This is a genomic window from Neobacillus sp. S1115 (assembly GCF_055385565.1).
In genome coordinates this window covers 5,875,635-5,896,681 of sequence record NZ_AP038275.1, presented here as the reverse complement: position 1 = coordinate 5,896,681, position 21,047 = coordinate 5,875,635, and the positions used below count along the sequence as shown (strand labels likewise).

Genomic DNA, 21,047 nt, shown 5'->3' with positions numbered 1-21,047 from the left:
CCATTATATGTAAATATATTTTAACATAAATAGGGGTTTGGTACTTATTACCCATGCCTGTCATGCTGAATTTTTTGGAAGATTGATAGAGTTTTGTGAGACGTAGAAACAACTGGTTTCCCTAATGGACAGGCATACAATACTGGGATTAATGATCAATTTAAAATATAAATGCTTCTTTTTAGACCGGATCATTAATAAAACAAAAAGTAAGAAAACAGAGATAAGAATATTACCGCTTTTTGAAAAAAATGTATAAAAACACTAAATAAATGTGTCTAAAGTCACGTTTAACGTGGTATAATTTTCAACGAATTGCGATAATTTTCGACACTTTTTAAAAAATTGAATGAATTATACAGGAATTATTAGATAGGAGGCAATTGACCGCAGTTCTTCTAAATTTCTAGCAAGAAATCAGTCTATTTATCTATTTAATAAAGAGGAGAATGAAATGAATGGGAAGTTCGAAAGGAAAAATACATATACATAAAATAGGTGTTTTGATTCTCTGTTTTCTCTTAATATTTTCCAGTTTTCTACCTTGGAGCCCAAGTGTAATGAAGGCAAAGGCGGAGACGACGGGGGGACCGGAGTTCCTTCAATTTATTGGTGATAACGGAACACTCCAATCCCCTTATGGAATTGCCAAAAATTCAAAAGGGGAAATTTATGTATCAGAAATATATAATGGACGAATCGTAAAATTTAATCAGAATGGGGAGTTTTCAAAGGGGATTTCTACTATTGGTTGCCCTTCTGGATTGGCAATTGATTCAGAAGATCATATATATGTTGCGGATAGTTGCTCTAATATGATTATGAAATTTGATTCATCTGATCATCAAATTGCACAATGGGGTGCCTCGGGTGAGCCATGGGGACTTGCAATTGATGCAAATAATAATATCTATGTGGCAGAAATGTACAATCAGCAAATCCAAAAGTTTACTTCAAACGGAAACCTTCTAAAGACGTTTAATACAGGAAGCTCTTCTTCCCCAGCTGGAGTGGCAGTGGATTCTGAAGGTCATATTTTTGTAAGTGATATATCTAATAATCGAATTCAAAAGTTCAGCCCTACGGGGACATTAATCAAGCAATGGGGGAGTACAGGAGTTCAAAACGGTCAGTTTCAAGCACCATACGGACTTGCTGCCGATTCTTCCAATAATATTTATGTAGGGGATTTTGGTAATAGTCGTGTCCAAGTGTTTAATTCAGATGGTGAATTTAAAACAGTCTGGAATAATACAGGGAGTGGACCATTATTCAATCCGATTCAAGTAGCTTTCAATGGGACAAAAATTTACGTGGCGGAATATAGTATAGGACGTGTTTCCGTATTTGGTGTCCAAGGACTCATGACTCCTGAAAAATCTAAAAATGCTGATTTAAGCAATGTAACATTAAATGCAGCAACATTGCAGCCAGTTTTTTCAGCACCAACAACAGATTACACAGCATTTGTCGGGAACGCCGTGGAAAACATCCAGGTAACCCCAACGGCTGCCGATTCACATGCAACGATAACGGTAAATGGACAAGTTGTGAACAGTGGTACTGTCAGTCAGCCGATTCACTTAGATGTAGGATCAAATCCAATTACTATAATCGTTACGGCAGAAGATGGAACAACAAAAACCTATACGGTAACTGTCAATAAAGCACAATCCAGTAATGGAAATCTAAGTAATTTAACAGCCAGCACAGGGACATTGAACCCAGTGTTTAATGAATCAATAAAGAATTATAGCATCCGTGTACCAAATCTTACTGACAGCATTTCTTTCACACCAGTAGCAGCTGATTCGAATGCAACAGTAAACGTTGTCGGCAGTCCTGTTATAAGCGGGCAGCAGACGGCGCCGATTCACCTAAATAAAGGAGATAACACGATTCCTGTTGAGGTTACTGCCCAAGACGGAACTACCACGACTTATACCATTGTTGTGAAACGGAATAATCCGCCTGTTACATCAAATAGTTCTTTTTCAGTTAATGAAAATGCGTCTCAGGGAACATTAGTTGGCAGGGTTCCTTCAACCGATATCGATGGGGATGGTCTGAACTACAGAATTATTAGTGGGAATGACACCGGCGCTTTCGAGATCAATCAAAGCGGAGACATCACTGTAGCTGATGAAAGATTATTAGACTATGAAAATATTCATTCTTATGAATTAACCATTCAAGTTAGTGATCAAACTGATTCTGTTACTTCAAAAGTGACAATCCAAGTGAATGATGTGAATGACCATAATCCGATACCGGCTGGCTTTAACGTGTTCATGAATGAAAATACGCCTAATGGTACGACGGTTGGAACAGTAACAGCATCGGACGGGGATGCGGGAAGCCGGTTATCCTACTCGATTACGGCTGGAAACGAAGCAGGTGCTTTTATCATTAACTCGAATACCGGTGAAATTACGGTAGCGGATTCTAGTAAACTAGATTTTGAAACGGTAAAAAATTATACACTAACCGTCCAAGTAAGTGACGGAACACATACAGCTGATACAACCGCAGGGGTCTACTTAATTAATGTAAACGACAATTCGCCGGTTATGAACAATGCGGTATTCCATGTTGATGAAAACGCCGTATTTGGAACCTGGATTGGAAGGGTCATCGGTAGTGATGCTGATGGAGATCAACTAAATTACAGTATCATCTCAGGCAATGAATTAGGTGCCTTCACGATTAATTCTATGACTGGAGACATTATCGTTGCCGATAGCAGTAAACTGGATTACGAAACGAAAACATCCTATGAGTTAAAGGTAAAAGCCAGTGATGAGCAAAATACGTTGGCTTCGCCCTACTCATTATTAAGGGCATTAATAAGCAATAATACTGCAACAGACATTGCCACCATTACGATTCATATCAATGATCTAAATGACAACCACCCTGTACCGCAAGGATTTACAAAGAGCCTTGACGAGAATACAGCAAACGGATCACTGGTTGGAACGGTAAACGCAACAGATGCGGATGCTGACAGTCATTTTACCTATAGCATCACTTCCGGAAACGAAGCTGGCGCTTTTACCATTGACCCAAGCAGTGGTGCAGTGACAGTAGTCGATTCTAGCAAACTGGATTATGAAACGGTTCAAAGCTTTAACTTAACTGTCCAAGTAAGCGATGCTACGAATACAACAGATACCACTGTGACAATCAACTTAAACAATTTGAATGACAATTCACCGGTTGCAGGGTCAGCATTATTTTTCCAAACGAATGAAAATACGGCTAACGGAACAATGGTTGGAATTGTAACAGCTAATGATGCGGATAACGACCAGCTTAGCTTCAGAATCGTCTCTGGAAATGAAGAAAATGCTTTTGCCATTGATTCTGCAACTGGAAAAATCACGGTTGCCGACCAGTCCAAACTGGATTATGAAACGGTTCAAGGCTTTACGTTTACCGTCCAAGCCAGTGATGGTGCACATACAGCGGAGACAAGCATAACAGTCAACCTAACGAATTTGAATGATAATATTCCTGCATTAAACGACGAGATATTCACTATTGATGAAAATTCGACAAACGGAGCAACTGCTGGTATCGTTCGCGGAACGGATGCTGATGGAGATCAGCTGCATTACAGTATCGTAACAGGAAATAATGCAGGAGCGTTCGCAATGGATGCGTCTACTGGAAAAATAACAGTGGCAGACAGCAGCCAGCTGGATTATGAAAAAGTCCAAAGTTTTACATTAAAGGTACAGGTCAGTGATGGAACACATGAAGCAACCTCAGACGTGAAGATCAACTTAACGAATCTGAATGATAATCCACCAGTTTCAGCGGATGCGGATTTTACAATTGATGAAAAGTCCGCAAACGGATTAAGTATAGGTACCATTACGGCAAGTGATGCTGATGGAGATGCTGCCTTGTATTCGATTGCATCCGGAAATGACAAAGGAATCTTTGTAGTGAATGAAGCGACTGGCGAAATCACGTTAGCAAAGGCTTCTCTTTTAGATGCGGCAGCAAAAGCTGTGCACACACTGACGATTTATGTGAACGATGGGAAGTATACTGCCGTTCAAACGGTTACAGTCCATATTCTTTCAAGTGATACCACCCTTAGCCAATTAACAAGCAGCAAAGGCAACCTAGATCCTGCATTTAAACCGGAGACGACTCGATATTCTATGATGGTCGGGGAAAGTGTGAAGACGATTAATCTAACTCCGGCTACAGCAAATGCGAATGCAACAGTAAAAATTAATGGGAAACAAGTGACGAGCGGTCAAGCAAGTGATGATATCGCCTTGAACGCCGGGAAAAACACGATTGCAATTGAAGTAACGGCTCAAAATGGTCAAAAAGCAGTCTATACTGTTACGGTGACTCGTTTGCAGAAGGTTGTCCCTGCCGTTACTGCAAAAAATGGGATAACAGGAACTGTATCAGATGATCAAGTCAACCTGGTTGATGATAATGGAGCACTCGTTGTAGAGTTAAAGCAGAATCTCGATGAGATAAATACCATTAAATTTACAGGTGAGCAACTAGAAACATTAATCAATAGACATGCAGTGATCAATATTTTGAAAAATGATGTCCAACTCTCAATCCCAGCTGCTAACTTTGCTAAAGGGGAAGACCTTACGTTTAGTTTGGAGAAACTAGACAAAAATCCAGCGCAGCTTCCTTCATCTAATTTGGCGGTGAGTGCTGTTTATGATTTCACGATTAAAAGGGGAGATCAAATTATCAGCCAGTTTGATCATGAAATAGAACTTGCCTATCCAACTGATGGCGTTGATCATCCTGAAGAATTGAAGGTTTACTATTGGAACACAGGTAAGAAGGCATGGGAATTAGTAGGCGGAGTATATGAAAATGGTATGATTAAGGCCATGACTAATCACTTTAGCACCTATGCCGTCTTCCATCCTAATGACCTAGCAGTTAAAAAGAAAGAATCAGATTTACCGAATACTTCAACCAATATGTATAACTGGCTGTTTGCTGGTATTCTTTTCATTCTGCTCGGAGGAGCACTATTCATGGTGCAGCGATTAAGACAAAGAAATAACTAATTTAAAAGGCTGAATTTCAAAGGGAAAAGATTCTTCCAACCTTTGAATTCAGCTTTTTTTTAACATCCTAAGTAATCATGATTTTACAATAAAGGTAAATATAATTAACAAAAATGCAAAATATTACAAAAATAGACATAGATTTAGGTAGTTAGTCCCTGTATAATAATGGTAGACATTCCATAAGAATCATAGCAACCTACCTAAAAGGATAAGACGCAAAGCTATAGGGACTAAAATTGAAACCAACTATGCTAGGAGGTTGACAAATTTTTCATAGGTCTTTTTGGGTGTTTATATTGGAAGAAAAGGGTTGAGAGGAGTAATATAATGAAAAAAGTTTTCTTGATACTATTTTCAGTTGCCATATTCTTAGGAGTAGGATCGCCTGCTTTTGCAGCTGAAAGTGATGATGTTCAAAATGCAATCAAATTAATTGAAAAGACAAACAAAGATATCGATGAAGAAATTGAAAAAGCAGTAAAAAAGGCTGATAAGTTACAAGCTGATTATCTTCTTGATGTTCGTAAAATTGAAGAGGGAGATCAAGTAATCAAATTAAAAAATGAAAAAGAAAAAGTTGTGTCTGACTTAGCAGCAGCTCAAAACGATACGAAAAAACAAGAGGAACTAAACAAAAAGTTAACGGAAATATCTGCAAAAATTGAAAATGAACAAGCAAAAATTAATAGTAAAATTAATGAAATCAATCAGGATATAATGGAAGCGACCCTTCAGCTGGTAACAGTAGACAATAAGGATTCAAAAAAGATAGAAGAAAAGATTAGTAAACTAAATGATAAGTTAAATAAAAGATCTGAAAAGTATCAAGAAAAAACAGAAAAGTTTACGAGCGACCTTCAAAAAACCATTACTGATATTTATGATAAAACGCTTAATATGTCAGCAGAAACAATAAAAAAGGCTGCTGAAAAGGGTGTTCAAGCTGAATGCAGCTGGAAGCTAGTCCGTTTTGCTGATAAGTGGGTATGGATTGATCCTATTAGAATAGTCGGCTGCTAAATTTATTTCACATTTCTGAAAAATATATAGTAAAATAAAAACGAGTTCGAACCTGAGCTCGTTTTTATTCGTATTAAGGCGGGATACCATGGAAGGATTTATGATTGGCAAAAAAGGAACTTTTGTCGAAAAAGTAGATTTCGAAAATAATGGAGTATTTAGTTTGTTAACTCGAGGGGATGGAGTTGAAATTATCCACCAAGGGATAGAAGAAGGAAGAATGTTCTATATTTATCCCAGCGAGAACGCTAATGCTCTGGAGTTTTATTATCTATTATCAGGCCAAGTTGTTTGTGAACTTGATAATCAAAAGTTAACATTAGGTCCTGAAGATTATTTTTCCGCAAGAGGTCTTAAAAATCCAATCCACTTTACCGCCCTTTCGAAAGTAACCTTATTATGCGTGTTTACGGAACAAACCTTTGTTCATATAAGTAAGGACATATCCTCTCTTATGGAAATTACGAAACAAGTAGAATTAAAAGATAGATATACTCATAAGCATAGTGATCGAGTGGCAAAGTATTCTGTGAAAATAGCTAAAAAATTAAAACTAAGTAAAGAACAATTGGAGAATTTAACTGTGGCTGCTGTGCTTCATGACATTGGTAAAATTCATGTGCCAATTGAGATTTTAAATAAACCAGGAAGATTAACGGATGAAGAATTTGAGATTATAAAAAAGCACCCTATAGATGGAGCAACAATGATAAAAAACTCTTATTATCAGGAGTTGGCTCCAATTATTGAACAGCATCATGAAAGGCTAAATGGCAGTGGCTACCCTTATGGATTAAGCGGAGATGAGATTCTTTTGGAAGCAAGAATTATCGCAGTGAGCGATACATTCGATGCAATGACAGAAGATCGTGCTTATAGGAAAGCATCTAAAGAACAAATTGCAATAGATGAACTTAAGAGACTGGCTGGCTCTCATTATGATACAGAAGTGGTGTGGGCCTTCGAACAAATATTAAAAGAAGAAGGACGAATTGACTAATCTTTTGAAAAACGGGGGTAGAGCCCCGCTCAAAGTTGAAAAAGCGCGAAGGAGGGGGCGGTTTACTTGTGATGAAACAAGAAAACCGCCTCCATGTCTTGGTGCTAATCCGAATCCTCTTCAGAGGTTTTCACCCATCCGCCATTGTTTACGGCCATACTGAGACAAGTTCTTTTTAAGTAGTAGATATACCGACCTATTTATGCTAACAATAAAAGAAAGTGATTTTAAAAATGAACTGGTTCGTAATTATAGAGATAACAATATAGTTTTAATTATATTGTCTCACGTTAGTATGACCGCCTTTCTAAATTAACCCTAGAGATGAGGTATTTATATATGAAAGCACTTGTTTTTAATACATTTGGAGGTCCGGAAGTCCTGGAATATTGCGAAGTAAAGGATCCTGTCATCGGTCCGGATGAAATTCTTGTAAGAATGAATGCAATTGGCCTAAACTTTGCAGATATTTATAGAAGGAAAGGAAATTATCATCTGGCCGGGGAGCCTCCCTATATTTTAGGTTATGAAGGTGCCGGAATGGTAGAAAAAGTAGGAGCAGCGGTGCAAGGCATAAGCTCGGGAGACCGTATTGCATTTGCTGATGTTCCATTTGCCAATGCAGAGCTAGTAGCTGTTCCATATGAAAAATTGATACCTCTGCCAGAATCAGTTTCATTTAAGGAGGCTGCCTCTATACTCCTTCAAGGGCTGACTGCACATTATCTTACAAGGGACAGCTATGCTGTAAAAAATAATGATGTTGTCTTAGTACACGCAGCAGCCGGAGGTGTCGGGCAGCTTCTTGTTCAAATTGTAAAGCTTCTTGGTGGTAAGGTAATAGGCTTAACATCTTCCAAGGAAAAAGTAGAAGCGGCAAAAAAAGTGGGAGCGGATTTGGTTCTTCAGTACAGGGATGACTGGAAGCAGAAAGTTCTGGAAGAAACGAACGGCAAAGGGGTGGATGTTGTTTATGAATCAATAGGCTCAACACTCATGGACAGTTTTGCTGTTACGCGCATCGGTGGTACAGTTGTATTTTATGGGATGGCAGGCGGAGATCCGGCCCCAGTTGATCCCCGTATGTTGATGGATACCTCAAAAACTCTAACGGGGGGAGATCTTTGGAATGTTCTCACTTCTAGGGAAGAAAGAGTGACACGATCAAAAGAGCTGTTTAGATGGATAGAAGAAGGAAAAGTAAAAGTATCGGAGCCAACAACTTTTGCGTTAAGAGATGGACAAGAAGCTCACCGATATCTAGAAAGCCGAAAAAGTACGGGTAAAATTTTATTACTGCCATGAAAACCCAATCCCTTTGATGAAAACGCAAATTCCCCAAAGTTTTTCTTTACTTTGGGGGATGCTACCGACCAGGAAGGTATGGAACCTCCTTAGGTGTATATGTGATGACATCAGAAGAATAGATATCAATTTGTAATTTGTGTTTTAACGCTTCTGCATGAATGAGTATAGGTTGGTTGTATTCATTTTTAAAGATGAAATCAGGCCCGTTCCAACTGACGGTGGCATCCCGCTCTGGTGGAACGTAGGTAACCTCTTTACTGTGTGAATAACGCTTAACGACTTTTAAACCTGCATTATCCACTGCATTAAAAAGGGTAGAGGATACTTGACAAATTCCACCGCCCAGGTCTTCTGTATATTCCCCTTTCACGATGACAGTGGCAGGAAGATATCCTTTTCCTGCGGACCTTTCACCAACCACTTTATTAAAGGAAAATGTTTCACCTGGAAAAAGTACATAATTATTAATGGCATTTGCAGCAAGATAAATGTTATTGTTTCTTTCTTTGTTATTGGAACTGAAGAATGTAACATATTCCCCAATTTTTTTTGCTCTTATATTTTCAAGTAATTCACTGTCGACCATTGGAAAAGTGGTTTGTAAAGGGACATCGAATTCAGATGAAGTATTGTTAAAATAATAAGAAAAAATTTTTTCTGTAAAAACTTCGCGGTTTAAATGGTAACCGACTTGTTCCGGAATAATATTCCCATTAATATCTATCATTGCGTTTTTAGGGTTTTTCGAAACCTGCCGATCGATTTCGTCCATGAATTTTTGAAATTTTTCTGAATCGATAATGGCTAAGAATGGCAAGTGTATCGCAAAATTAGTACCGTTAACAACTGAGATTGGATGACCGTTGTGAGTGATCACTAAATTTCCTGGCATCGTCACTTGTTGAGATAACATTATTAGCCCAAGCATCCAACTGAAATTCATATGTTTAAACCTCCCTACTATCATTATGAGTTGAAATCTCTAATTCATGTACTGGGAGCTCTACTTTCATTACCTTCCTTTCTGGAAAGGAATCCTTTTGCAGCCAAGATTGTTAGGAATTGTGTTAACTTTTGTAGTTCAAATACAAACGCGAATCAAGGTCAGAATAGGTATTGTAGTGACCTTCAAAAAGGTTTTGCTTGTTTTTGTCACAAAATCACTCGCTCACTCGTTATGTTTGTAAACATCGAAAAGGGTGATTACATTGACAAAATATGATGTTGCGATTGTAGGCGGTGGAATTGCGGGTTTAACTGCCGCGATTTATGCAGCAAAGGCAGGAAAGAAAACGATCGTTTTGGAACAAAGCAAACGGTTGGGAGGCAGGGCCATTACCAATAAAAAACAGGGTGTCTATTTTAATTTAGGCGGTCATGCCTTGTATAATGGGGAGGCATATAAGACATTTCGTCAACTCGGATTGCAATTGGAGGGGAGCTCACCTTCTGTTGATGCATATGGATTATGGAAAAATCAATTATTAACCATGCCAACGAATATTTCATCCCTCGTTCAAAGTCCGCTTCTAAGTTGGGGAGGAAAACTCGAATTTGCAAAATGGTTTATAAAATTTGGGAAAATGGATACGAGAATCTGGAATCAAATTAGCATCCGGGATTGGATTGAAACTGAAATACAGGACCCGATGCTGCGCAACCTGTTCTATTCACTGCTTCGAACAACGACTTATACTGCTGCACTTGATTTACATCCGGCCGGACCGGCTTTAAAGCATATGCAACATGCATTGCTTGGTGTATTCTATCTGGATAAAGGTTGGGGGTCTCTCGTAGATGAGCTTCATGAGCACGCTGTCCAGTTGGGAGTAAAAGTAGTAACCAATTGTAAAGTGGCTTTAATCGAACATCATGAGCAAAAAGTCCGCTCCATTTTATGTGCCGATGGCAGTAAAATAGAAGCAACCAATGTTATTTTGACTACACCCCCAGCTATTTCTTACAACCTGGTCCCTCATGCAGAACAAACGGCACTCGATACGTGGAAAAAGCAAGCAATCGCTGTTACCGGCGCCTGTCTAGATGTTGGCTTACGCCAGCTGCCCAATCCTAAACACCAATTTATCTATGGCGTAGATCAACCCATTTTATATTCCAATCATTCACGTGACGGAAAACCACGTCCAGCCATCCTAAGCGACGATGAAATACAAGTAGTTTCGCTTTTCAAATATCAGGGCCCGCAAACGGACCCGGAACAGGATGAAAGAGAGTTAGAGCAGGTGTTAGATCTTGCTCAGCCCGGTTGGCGAAATCACGTGGTTGCCCGGCAGTATCTGCCCAAAATGACGGTGGTTCATGATTTTCCTCATCTGAATCGAATCGAAAATCCAGGTCCCACAGTACCTGAAATTGAAGGGTTCTATGTCGCCGGTGATTGGGCATCGCATGGGGAGCTGCTCGTAGACGCATCTGTGGCCAGTGCGAAACGTGCTGTTTCACAGCTATTGGACGTCAGAAAGGATACCGAAATATGTGTGTAGAAAGCCTGTATCAAGCCTATCAACCTCTGCTTTTTTCTTTGGCCTATCGCATGTCGGGAAGCGTTATGGATTCGGAGGATATTGTGCAAGAAGCATTTATTGCCTTTAATCAGCTCCCTAACCGCGAAACGATTGAAAACAAAAAAGCCTATCTTTGCAAGATTGTCACCAATCGATGTCTTGATTTAATCCGGTCATCCGCAAAGACACGCGAGGTGTATGTCGGACCTTGGCTGCCGGAACCGTTGCTTGAAAAAGAGAACTCGGCAACCGACCCTTCACAAGCCTTTTTACAACAAGAGTCTATCTCCACAGCCTATTTGCTATTGCTGCAGCAGCTCAACGCCAACGAACGGGCCGTCTTTTTGCTTCGCGAGGCTTTTCATTACTCCTATGAGGAAATCGCAGAAATTCTCGATAAAAGCAGTGCGAACTGTCGGCAAATTTTCCACCGCGCCAAGAAAAGTATGAACTTTACCCCTGACCAACAGCCATCCGTTACGATTTTGGAATCAAAAATAAAAGAGTTTGTCCACAGCTTCATAAATGGAGACATTACGCAAATATTGGAGCTTGTCAGCGATGATATCGCGATGTACTCGGATGGAGGCGGAAAGGTACCAACAGCAAGGGTGCCTATTTTCGGCGCTGCAGGCGTCATCCGATTGCTACAAAACCTGTTGAAAATGTATGTAGGAAAGTTTGCCTTCTCCTTTGCCACCATTAATGGGATTCCGGGACTGATCCTAACAACAGATGATGACCTGAAGTATGTCTATTCCTTCGCCTTTAATGGTAATCGGATTCAGACCATTTATATAGTTGGCAATCCCGACAAACTGAGGCATTTGCAATAGAGGGGGAACATGCTTTAGCCGTAGGGGAAAGTTGGTTGCTTGTTAAGAACCGCATGTAAAAAAAAAGAATCCCTTTTAATCAAGATTGATTAAAAGGGATTCTTTTTTAACGATAAGCAGCGTAAAACCCCTAGCTTTAGATATGGGGATATAAGCTGCTTTTTTGTTTATTTTTTCAATGAAATCTAGTAATCTCACTATACTTTTTAGTATAATGTGATATAATTTAAATAAATACAGAACATTTGTTCCTGTTTAAAGGGAGGTGAATACGATGTATAGGTCCTATAAAATACAAATTCATCCTGAACATGAGTTGTTTGAATACTGTGATTCACTATGTTTTAAGGCGAAAAATTTGTACAACATTACCAATTATTATATTCGTCAGGTTTACACATCATTAAGAAAAGAAATTAGAAATGAAAATCAACTTCAAGTGTTACAAGATATTGAAACCTATTTACCTCAAATGAATGTAATTCGCCTGAAAAGCTATGAAAAAGCAAAAGCCAACCCTATGAAAGTAGACAAAAAAGGCAAAATAATAGAACCAAAGTTGAAACTTTTCGAAATGCCAACCCAAGAGAAAGCATTCATTGGATACGCCTTTTTAGAAGCGTTATTTAAGGTTATGAAACAGATTGATTACACCTCGATGCCCTCTCAGTCCAATCAACAAACGATGAAGAAAGTATATGATGATTGGAAAAGCTTTTTTGAAGCCTCTAAGAAATATAAACTCAATCCTGCCAGCTTTTCTGGAAAACCAAAAATTCCAAAATATAAACCGAAGAATGGCCGCACAACGTGTTATTTAACCAACCAAATTACGGAAATAAAAGATGGCAGTATTCTAAAATTACCAGTAACTCATCTTCCATTAAACTTGGGAAAGGTCGCTTATTCTGAAGGGAAATTTCAACAGGTTCGGATTGTACCGTCCTATGGCCGCTATGTAATAGAGATTGTTTTTAAAGGAGAACAAGAAAAGGAAATCAAGAGAACGGATAAACAAAAAAATGAATTTGTATTTCCGCCAAGACGGGTAATGGGTATTGATTTGGGCGTGGATAACCTGGCAACTATTATCGATAACACGGGGCTTAAACCTCTGCTTATCAAGGGTACATGGTTAAAATCGGTCAATCAATACTATAACAAATTAAGGGCAAATTATATGTGTATTATAAGAAATGGAAAAGGTCCAAAAGAAGGGATATTTACCACTAATCGCTTGATTTCATTGGATCGAAAAAGGAATAATCGGGTCATGGATTTTTTACACAAGGCCAGTGCAAAAGTAGTGGAGATTGCTTCAGAAAGAACGCTTGATACTATTATCATAGGAAGAAATGTTGGTTGGAAATCGGAGGTCGCATTGAAAAAGTCAAATAAGCAAACCTTCATCCAAATTCCGTATGCCACGTTCATTGAAATGATACGATACAAGGCTGAACGGAAAGGAATTCAAGTCATCGAACGAGAAGAAAGTTTTACCAGCAAGTCTAGCTTCTTGGACAATGATCCGATTCCAACCTTCGGAGATGATAACCATCCACTTTTTAGTGGGTATCGGTGTAGTAGGGCTTTCTACAAGATAAAAGGATCGAAAATTTCCATTCATGCCGATGTAAATGGCGCCTTTAATATTGTTCGCAAACATGTAAAGGATGCATTTGATGGACTTGAAAGAAAGCAGTTCCTTCAAGCCCCAAAGAAAATCATCATAATGAAGAATAAACATGCAAAGCTGAAGGCTTTGGCCTGATGTATTAGCGGGACTTGTGGTAGCCCACGAAAAGACAATGGGCTTTTAAAGCTTATTCTTTCGAAACCCCTATCTATAGTTATGGGGATACTCATGTGTGTAGAAACACTGTATCAAGCCTATCAACCTCTGCTTTTTTCTTTAGCCTATCGCATGTTGAAAATGTTTGCAGATAAGTTTACCTTCTCCTTTGCCACCATCAATGGGAGTCCAGGACTGATCCTAACAATGGATGATGACCTGAAGTATGTCTATTCCTTCGCTTTTAATGGTAATCGGATTCAGACCATCTATATAGTGGGCAATCCCGACAAACTGCGGCATTTGCAATAAAGGAGAACATGCTTTAGACGTGGGGGAAAGTTGGTTTGCTTGTTAAGATCCGCATGAAAAGAAAAAGAATCCATATTAATCAAGAGTGATTAATATGGATTCTTTTTTATTCCAAACGATTTGATGTCACAGTACATTTCTCCAGTAAGATAAATTGTCAACCTGATAGGCTATCCTTATAAAAAGGAAACAAAAGATTTAATTTTTTAAAAATAAAATCACAATATTCCTTTACAGGAATATTCTAATTGTGTTATATTCCATTTAAGGAATATTATTAGAACTTCATTTTTGGAGAATTGTGTACAGTTGGGTGGGGATATTGAGACAGAGTACTTTTTACAATTAAATTAAATAGGGTTAAATGAATATTAAATTTAGCTGTTTTATGGATAGGGGTGGGTTCTATAAATGGATACTACAACACTGAACGCTCTTTCCGAACCCAATCGTTTACAGATTGTAGAACTTTTGCGAGAAGGTCCCCTTACAGTGGGGGAAATTTCCGAACGCTTACAAATCCGTCAGCCACAAGTTTCTAAACACCTTCGTGTTCTTAGTGATGCCGGAATTGTTAAAGTACACGCTGATGCAAATCGGCGCATCTACCAATTACGACCTGAGCCATTTATCCAATTAAATGCGTGGCTTGAGTCTTATCGCCGAATTTGGGAAGAAAGATTTGATAGCTTGGACGATTATTTAAAGGTAATGCAAGAAAAAGAAGAAAAATAAAACTTAATATCAACTTTAAAAAATATAAAACATTTGAACAAGGAGGAAATACAATGGCAAACAACACAATGGTATCGAGAGTAGAGAATGATCGGGTATTGGTACTGGAGCGCGTTTTCGATGCGCCACGAGATCTCGTATTCAGGATGTTTAAAGAGCCGGAGCATCTGAAACGCTGGTGGGGGCCGAGGGGCTGGGAGATTCCTGTTTGCACCGTCGATTTCCGTCCGGGAGGCGTTTGGCATTACTGTATGAAGTGTGTCGATCAGAATCAGGGTCAATTTTTTGGTATGGAATCCTGGGGTAAAGGGGTTTATAAGGAGATTATCGAGCCGGAGAAGATCGTCTATACCGATTACTTTTCAGATGCCGAAGGCAATGTGAATGAATCCATGCCGTCGACCGAGATCACATTGGAATTCATCGATTTGGGTGGAAAGACAAAGCTGATAAACCGTGCTGAATATGTTTCCGAAGAGGCCCTCAAGACCGTCATGGACATGGGTATGATACAGGGCATCACCGAAACTTGGGACCGTTTGAACGAGCTGGTGGAGTCGCTGAAGTAGATTTATCGTCACGCTGTTTTCAGCGTTAGTAAGGTTTAGGAGCATTGAGACTAATAATTAATATATAAAGGAGTGTAAGAATCAATGATTAGTCAAGTTGGTCAAATCATGTTGTATGTAAATAACCAAGATGAAGCAAGGGAGTTTTGGACAGAAATAGTAGGGTTTAGGGTAATTTCAGAGGAAGATAACGGTCAAGGTATGAGATGGATCGAAATTGCTCCAACTAAAGAAGCTGAAACAAGCATTATTCTCCATAATAAGGATTTTGTTGCGAAAATGTCGCCTGGATTAAATCTTGGAACACCATCGTTAATGTTCTTCTCAACAAATTTCGATAATTTATATAGTGACTTATCAAACAAAAACGTTACAGTCGGAGAAATTGTAAATATGCCTTCAGGTAGAGTATTCAATTTTGCAGATAGTGAAAATAATTACTTTGCAGTAATGGAAAAAAAATAAATTCCATTCAATATACGAGTGCGATGCTTGAATCAAGGCATCGCCTTTTTACATGTTTGATTTACGAAACAGATTGTGAAACGAATGCATTACTTGAAAATCGGGTTGCAAATGGCAGCCTTTTTGGTTTATTTAATTAAGTGGCTGAATCATTCAAGAACGCATTTTCTTACTTTAATCAGGCTTTTTGTACTTTTCAAACAGGTATTGCAATCCATAAAACAGAAATACCTTAGAAAAGAAATAGATGAAGAATTGTAAATGATTAAGACGAACTAATGTGAAATACTTAATTTTCCTCGCGAATTTGGCGAATGGATATGCAAAAAGAGCATTACCGATTGCATTAAGTAAGGTAAACTTTAGGAATTTTCCATATGACCACTTCATAATCCAAAGTGAAGTTACCAAAAACATACCTATATTAAATGGAAATTCATTAAATAAGTATGAATTTGGTTTATTATAAAAGACCCACCATTTACGTTTTTTCCCAATGATTGCATTAATGACTTCTATACCACCGATAAGGATTGAAATCGGTAAAAATCGCTTTATATTTTTTAACCCCATAAAAGGTAATGTTGCCAATGCAATTAAGACCATAGCAATATTTAAAATCCTTTGAACCTTTACTGACATCATGATCATCCTTTTTCCGTATAGGCTAACTGCTCCTAGTTTGTTAGGATAACCAAAAATTGAACATGTATGTAGTTTTAGGAAATGCTGTTCGGGTGAAAGAATGGAAAGGGTTTTCTATACATATAAAGAATAAGTAGTATATATCTGTTAAAGGTGGGTGTTTGGATGCTTCAACAGGAATATGGATGGGTTCGGCAGACTAGAGGAACTCTGTTAGATTTTTGTGGGAAATTAGATCCTAATCATTTTACTCAAACGAATGATATCGGTTGGCAAAGTGTAAGAAACACATTAGTTCATATAGCAGATTGCTATGTTGCATGGCTTGGCTCATTTGTTTTATTGAAGACTAAAAAACCACTTACTCCAAGAGAAGAATTACATAATCTCCGTTTAGAGGAAATAAAAGCACGATTTGAACAAGTAGATTCAATCGTAAATGAATTATTAGAACTACATGGCCATGAATTAAACGTGTTAATTGAGAGAGAGATCCCTTGGAGAGAAACGCCTGAACTATTATCTATTACTCCTCGAAAATTGCTCATGCACACCATTACTCACGAGTTTCATCACAAGGGACAAATAGCAGCCATGCTCCGTCAGATGGGTTATGAGCCCCCCAATACAGATGTTTTAGGAACAGAAGATTAATTTTATCTAGAAGTATTTTTGGGTGATGTTTAATTGACATTGCCTTTTTTGTTGAGTAAGTTTGTGAGGTTTCTTACATTCTACCTTCAAGTGAGAATTCTCGCCAGACCAAACGCAACTGCTGCTGCAAGTCCTCCAATAATCATCGTTTGAACAGCGCTCTTGATAGGCGAAGTTCCCGTGAACCTTCCTTTTACGTATCCAAAAATCATCAAGGCGATAAGTGTGACAATTACAGAAACCATTAATGCTGTTGCAGGATGTTTTAGGATAAAATAAGGGAACAAAGGGATTAATCCTCCGACAATATAAGAAACTGCAATGGTAATCGCACTGTTCCTTGCTCTTGTAGGCTCTGGTTTCTCCAACCCTAATTCGAATCTCATCATAAAATCCACCCATTTTTCAGGGTTCTTTTTCATGGTTTCTGTAATAGATTTGATTTGTTCTTCTTCAAGTCCATATTCCCTAAAAATTTCGGATACTTCCTCTTCTTCGCGTTCTGGAAAATCTATTATTTCGCGCTGTTCACGAGCAAGTTCAGATTCGTAATGTTCCGCATCTGTTTTTCCTGCCAAGTATCCGCCGAGTCCCATTGCAATTGACCCCGCTGCAATTTCAGCACTTCCTGCCGTGAGAATCAATGTTGTTGTATCAACAGCCCCGGACAAACCAGCAGCTAATGCAAATGGTACGGTTAATCCGTCTGACATACCAATGACAACATCCCGAATGAAGTCAGACCCAGAAAAATGTTCTTCTACGTGATGCAGGTGTTGATCCATTTTTTCACCTCCAATTAACTAATCTAATACCAATTGTTTTCATAACTCCTCTTAAAAGGAAAAAGTTTTTATTAGTATCTACTGTCGCTTCTTATTTTTAACTTAATTTATAATTAAAAATTCATTAATTTGGAAAATGTATTCATTTATCGTGCTACATTGTATTTAAATAAAATTGAAGGTTATTTTAACTTTAGATGGTTTGTTTTCCGAGCAAATAGGATTCGGTGACAATGACCAGAATTAAGAATCTAAAAGTTGCCTTTGGATTTAAAAATGCAAACATTACTCTAATTAATAGGAGGACAAACCAATGAATACACGGGCAATCAAGGTTCAAAAACAAGGCTGGATTCCTAAAAAGGAACGCATATGGGTAATCGTGGCGATTGTTATCGCTGCTTCGATCATGCTTTGGGAACTTAAGGGACTATTACAGCTTCCATTAACCACTCTGCACAGTAGGCATTTCGAACATACATTTAAAGACTTTGGCTCCAATGCAAGAATTGCCTTATTTTTTGTACTTGCTTATTATGTGCTTCTTCGTGTTATTAAGCTTGATTTTTTAAAAGGTCAAGCCAATGTGAAAAAAAGGTTGTCCACTTTACTGCGCTTTGCCCGAAGATGGCATACTCCAGTAGCGATTCTCGCCATCGCTTTTATTATCTTGCATACGGTAGCTATCTTTATGCACGGCTTCAAATTTGATTTTAATAATATAAGTGGATTGCTTTCCTTGATCGTCCTGCTTCCCGTTCCTATATCAGGACTATTTCGATATCAAAGGATGGACCGGAAGTGGCATTTACGGTCTGGTGTTGCTTTTGCAATTCTATTCTTAATTCATTCTTTTTTATAAACAACATGTGCATAAGCCGTTTTAGCGTGACCTTGATTAAGGTCAATTATTAACGTCCAAATCATATAGTAAAAATGGGATCAGAATAAATCCTTAGCACACAGGGGGATTATTTACCATAGGTTAAAGTCCCCCAATACTTTATATACCTGGCCCTTCCTGCTATAATAAATACTACAGTTGTAAAAGTAGGAGAGGTATCATGAAGGAGATTCCACAAATATCAGAAGCAGAATATGAAGTGATGAAGGTTATATGGAGCTATGAGCCGATTTCGACTCCTGAGGTAGTGGAGAAATTATCGAATAGTGATTGGAAGCCCAATACCATTCACACGATGCTGGCACGCCTCGTGAAGAAAAAGGCTTTGCATGCAAGAAAAGATGGCCGAGTGTTCATATATACTTCATTGGTTGAAAAAGACCAATATGTTGAGCAAAAAAGTAAATCCTTTCTGCAACAGTTTTTCGGCGGTACGTTACATTCAATGGTCTTAAATTTTATTGAAAATGATCAGTTATCGAACGAAGAAATATCGGAACTAAAGAAAATATTGTCCATGAGGGAAAAGAAAGAAGGGGAGAAATAATGGATACACTGCTGCTGCGAATTTTCGTCAGTACCATCGTGGTATCCCTCCTTATTTTTATCATTCTGTTAGTCAAAAAGCTATTAAACCAGCATATGACAGTAAAAGCACATTACCATATTTGGTATTTTCTTTGCATTCCAATGCTTGCTGCCTTTTTACCTTGGCATTATTTTAGCCTTGGAGATTTTAAAAGCTTACTATTTTTCCATAGAGAAGCTCCAATGGACAATGAAAGGATCAATGGAGTGGCTGCCTCTCAGGCGTCAAACAGCGATTTATTACATGATTTCACGGTTTCGGTAAACAAATCAGCGCCAGATTTCGTCTATCATACATTTTTTACAGTTTGGGTCGTTGGAGTGGTTCTTTTTGTAGGGGCTGCTGTTTATTCAACTTATCAAATCTATCAAATCAAAAAGTCGGCTGCGGCTTTTGATGACCATAAGATAAACAAACTATTAGAAGTGTGCAAAGATATGGTTGGCGTGAAAAGAAACATAAGGCTGCTGGAGAGTTCTCTTATCTCCTCGCCGATTACGTTCGGGATTTTTCAACCCTATATCTTTTTACCAAGCAAAACGCGGGAAGAATTCTCGTTAAATGAATTAAAATACGTGCTATTGCACGAGCTGCACCACCATAAAAGCAAAGATCTGTTCGTGAATTACGGCCTGTGGCTGGTTCAGATTATGTATTGGTTTAACCCGGTCGTCTGGTATGCTTCAAAAAGGATTCGAATGGACCGAGAATTGGCCTGTGATGCATCCGTTTTAAATCTTTTGGATGAGAGCGGATATATCGAATATGGGTATACGATCATTCGTTTTGCCGATAAAAAGCAGGGTCGTTCCTTTGAACAGATTGCTCCAGGTATAGGCGGGACAAAAAAACAAATCAAACAAAGAATCCAGTGTATTGCAAGCTACTCTAGAGATTCTCTGTTATTGAAATGGAAAAGCAAGGTCATCTTTGCTGTTTTAGGAATTGTGGTGTTATTCCTTGCTCCATTCACCAACGTTATTGCCAGCCCAAATGATGTGTATCAGTTTAGCGGGAAGAATGCGGACTATGAAGATCTAAGCTCCTATTTTAAGGGCTACAAGGGAAGCTTTGTTTTATATGATCCCTCTAAAAACCAATATCAAATATATAATCGAGAGATGAGTGAACAGAGGGTTTCTCCTGATAGTACCTATAAAGTATATTCGGCCTTATTTGCATTGGAATCCAATGTGATTTCCCCGAATAACAATAACCAGGTTTGGGATGGGGAAATTTATCCCTTCCTGGAATGGAATCAAGATCAAAATTTAGCGACTGCCTTAAGCCGTTCCGTGAATTGGTATTTCCAGAATACCGATCGAGAGGTAGGCAGAAAGCCGCTGCAAGATTATTTTCATAAGATTAAATACGGAAATGAAGATCTTTCAGGGAATTTGGACAGTTACTGGATGGAATCTTCTCTAAAAATATCACCCATTGAACAAGTCCAATTATTATCTCAATTAGATGAAAATCAATGGGGCTTTAAAGCGGAAAATATCCAAGCGGTACAAAAGGCACTTTTTATAGATGAGCAAAGAAATGGGCGGTTATACGGTAAAACGGGAACCGGTATGGTTAATGGCAAGAATGTAAATGGTTGGTTTATCGGCTTTGTCGATAAAGGTGAGAATCGTTTTTATTTTGCCATTAATATTCAAGATAAGGATGGTCAAGCCCAGGGAAGCAAGGCGGCTAAGATTGCTAAGCAGATTCTGCATGATAAAAAGATCTATTAATAATGAACCCCAGAAAGGATTACTCTTCCTTTTTGGGACTTTCTTGGGTTAAATACTACAACTGTAGTATTTGGGATAGACATAGGAAAGGGCT

At 38.4% G+C, this 21,047-nt stretch carries 18 protein-coding genes and 1 riboswitch; of the genes, 15 read left to right on the top strand and 3 right to left on the bottom strand.

The features are described 5' to 3' along the window. Positions 1-560 precede the first annotated feature (560 nt). From ACZ5B7_RS28705 to ACZ5B7_RS28690, 4 genes are all read left to right on the top strand, one after another. The gene (locus tag ACZ5B7_RS28705; RefSeq protein ID WP_464491968.1) at positions 561-5,069 is read left to right on the top strand and encodes a cadherin domain-containing protein; all 4,509 of its coding nucleotides are present in this window, start codon (positions 561-563) and stop codon (positions 5,067-5,069) included. A 183-nt stretch (positions 5,070-5,252) separates the two neighbouring features. After that, positions 5,253-5,339, top strand: a riboswitch (cyclic di-GMP riboswitch). A 60-nt stretch (positions 5,340-5,399) separates the two neighbouring features. Then, a complete protein-coding gene (locus tag ACZ5B7_RS28700; RefSeq protein ID WP_464491967.1) occupies positions 5,400-6,092 on the top strand; it encodes a kinetochore Spc7 family protein in 693 nt (230 codons plus the stop codon). A gap of 88 nt (positions 6,093-6,180) precedes the next feature. Further along, entirely contained in the window at positions 6,181-7,092 is a 912-nt protein-coding gene (locus ACZ5B7_RS28695; RefSeq protein WP_464491966.1) for an HD-GYP domain-containing protein, read from the top strand. A 324-nt stretch (positions 7,093-7,416) separates the two neighbouring features. Beyond that, on the top strand, positions 7,417-8,397 hold the full coding sequence (locus ACZ5B7_RS28690; RefSeq protein ID WP_464491965.1) for a quinone oxidoreductase family protein: 981 nt from the start codon (positions 7,417-7,419) through the stop codon (positions 8,395-8,397). 61 nt (positions 8,398-8,458) lie between these two features. On the opposite strand, the gene ACZ5B7_RS28685 is transcribed toward ACZ5B7_RS28690, so the two are convergent. After that, the gene (locus ACZ5B7_RS28685) at positions 8,459-9,343 is read right to left on the bottom strand and encodes a VanW family protein (RefSeq protein ID WP_464491964.1); all 885 of its coding nucleotides are present in this window, start codon (positions 9,341-9,343) and stop codon (positions 8,459-8,461) included. Between the two features lie 265 nt (positions 9,344-9,608). Here ACZ5B7_RS28685 and ACZ5B7_RS28680 point away from each other — a divergent pair, with 265 nt between their 5' ends. From ACZ5B7_RS28680 to ACZ5B7_RS28650, 7 genes are all read left to right on the top strand, one after another. Next, positions 9,609-10,904 carry a phytoene desaturase family protein gene (locus ACZ5B7_RS28680; RefSeq protein ID WP_464491963.1) on the top strand — a complete coding sequence of 432 codons (1,296 nt, stop codon included), beginning with the start codon at positions 9,609-9,611 and terminating at the stop codon, positions 10,902-10,904. Then, a complete protein-coding gene (locus ACZ5B7_RS28675) occupies positions 10,895-11,761 on the top strand; it encodes an RNA polymerase sigma-70 factor (protein WP_464491962.1) in 867 nt (288 codons plus the stop codon). Before ACZ5B7_RS28680 ends, ACZ5B7_RS28675 begins: the two co-directional genes overlap by 10 nt. 274 nt (positions 11,762-12,035) lie before the next feature. Continuing rightward, positions 12,036-13,532 (top strand): RNA-guided endonuclease InsQ/TnpB family protein, encoded by a 1,497-nt coding sequence (locus tag ACZ5B7_RS28670; protein ID WP_464491961.1) that lies wholly within the window; start codon positions 12,036-12,038, stop codon positions 13,530-13,532. 93 nt (positions 13,533-13,625) lie between these two features. Next, complete coding sequence (locus tag ACZ5B7_RS28665) at positions 13,626-13,865, top strand: hypothetical protein (RefSeq protein WP_464491960.1); 240 nt, start codon at positions 13,626-13,628, stop codon at positions 13,863-13,865. 411 nt (positions 13,866-14,276) lie between these two features. Continuing rightward, entirely contained in the window at positions 14,277-14,600 is a 324-nt protein-coding gene (locus ACZ5B7_RS28660) for an ArsR/SmtB family transcription factor (protein ID WP_213143759.1), read from the top strand. Between the two features lie 53 nt (positions 14,601-14,653). Then, positions 14,654-15,169 (top strand): SRPBCC domain-containing protein, encoded by a 516-nt coding sequence (locus tag ACZ5B7_RS28655; RefSeq protein WP_464491959.1) that lies wholly within the window; start codon positions 14,654-14,656, stop codon positions 15,167-15,169. A gap of 84 nt (positions 15,170-15,253) precedes the next feature. Further along, positions 15,254-15,634 (top strand): VOC family protein, encoded by a 381-nt coding sequence (locus tag ACZ5B7_RS28650; RefSeq protein WP_464491958.1) that lies wholly within the window; start codon positions 15,254-15,256, stop codon positions 15,632-15,634. Between the two features lie 174 nt (positions 15,635-15,808). On the opposite strand, the gene ACZ5B7_RS28645 is transcribed toward ACZ5B7_RS28650, so the two are convergent. Then, positions 15,809-16,279 (bottom strand): hypothetical protein, encoded by a 471-nt coding sequence (locus tag ACZ5B7_RS28645; protein WP_464491957.1) that lies wholly within the window; start codon positions 16,277-16,279, stop codon positions 15,809-15,811. Between the two features lie 165 nt (positions 16,280-16,444). On the opposite strand from ACZ5B7_RS28645, the gene ACZ5B7_RS28640 reads away from it, so the two are divergent. Continuing rightward, the gene (locus ACZ5B7_RS28640) at positions 16,445-16,933 is read left to right on the top strand and encodes a DinB family protein (RefSeq protein WP_464491956.1); all 489 of its coding nucleotides are present in this window, start codon (positions 16,445-16,447) and stop codon (positions 16,931-16,933) included. 86 nt (positions 16,934-17,019) lie between these two features. On the opposite strand, the gene ACZ5B7_RS28635 is transcribed toward ACZ5B7_RS28640, so the two are convergent. Then, positions 17,020-17,718 (bottom strand): VIT1/CCC1 transporter family protein, encoded by a 699-nt coding sequence (locus ACZ5B7_RS28635; protein ID WP_464491955.1) that lies wholly within the window; start codon positions 17,716-17,718, stop codon positions 17,020-17,022. Positions 17,719-18,031: 313 nt separating this feature from the next. Between ACZ5B7_RS28635 and ACZ5B7_RS28630 the strand changes: the two genes are divergently transcribed. From ACZ5B7_RS28630 to ACZ5B7_RS28620, 3 genes are all read left to right on the top strand, one after another. Then, the gene (locus tag ACZ5B7_RS28630; protein ID WP_464491954.1) at positions 18,032-18,580 is read left to right on the top strand and encodes a hypothetical protein; all 549 of its coding nucleotides are present in this window, start codon (positions 18,032-18,034) and stop codon (positions 18,578-18,580) included. 202 nt (positions 18,581-18,782) lie between these two features. Beyond that, on the top strand, positions 18,783-19,169 hold the full coding sequence (locus ACZ5B7_RS28625) for a BlaI/MecI/CopY family transcriptional regulator (RefSeq protein ID WP_464491953.1): 387 nt from the start codon (positions 18,783-18,785) through the stop codon (positions 19,167-19,169). Continuing rightward, entirely contained in the window at positions 19,169-20,953 is a 1,785-nt protein-coding gene (locus ACZ5B7_RS28620) for a BlaR1 family beta-lactam sensor/signal transducer (protein WP_464491952.1), read from the top strand. Before ACZ5B7_RS28625 ends, ACZ5B7_RS28620 begins: the two co-directional genes overlap by 1 nt. Positions 20,954-21,047 lie beyond the last annotated feature (94 nt).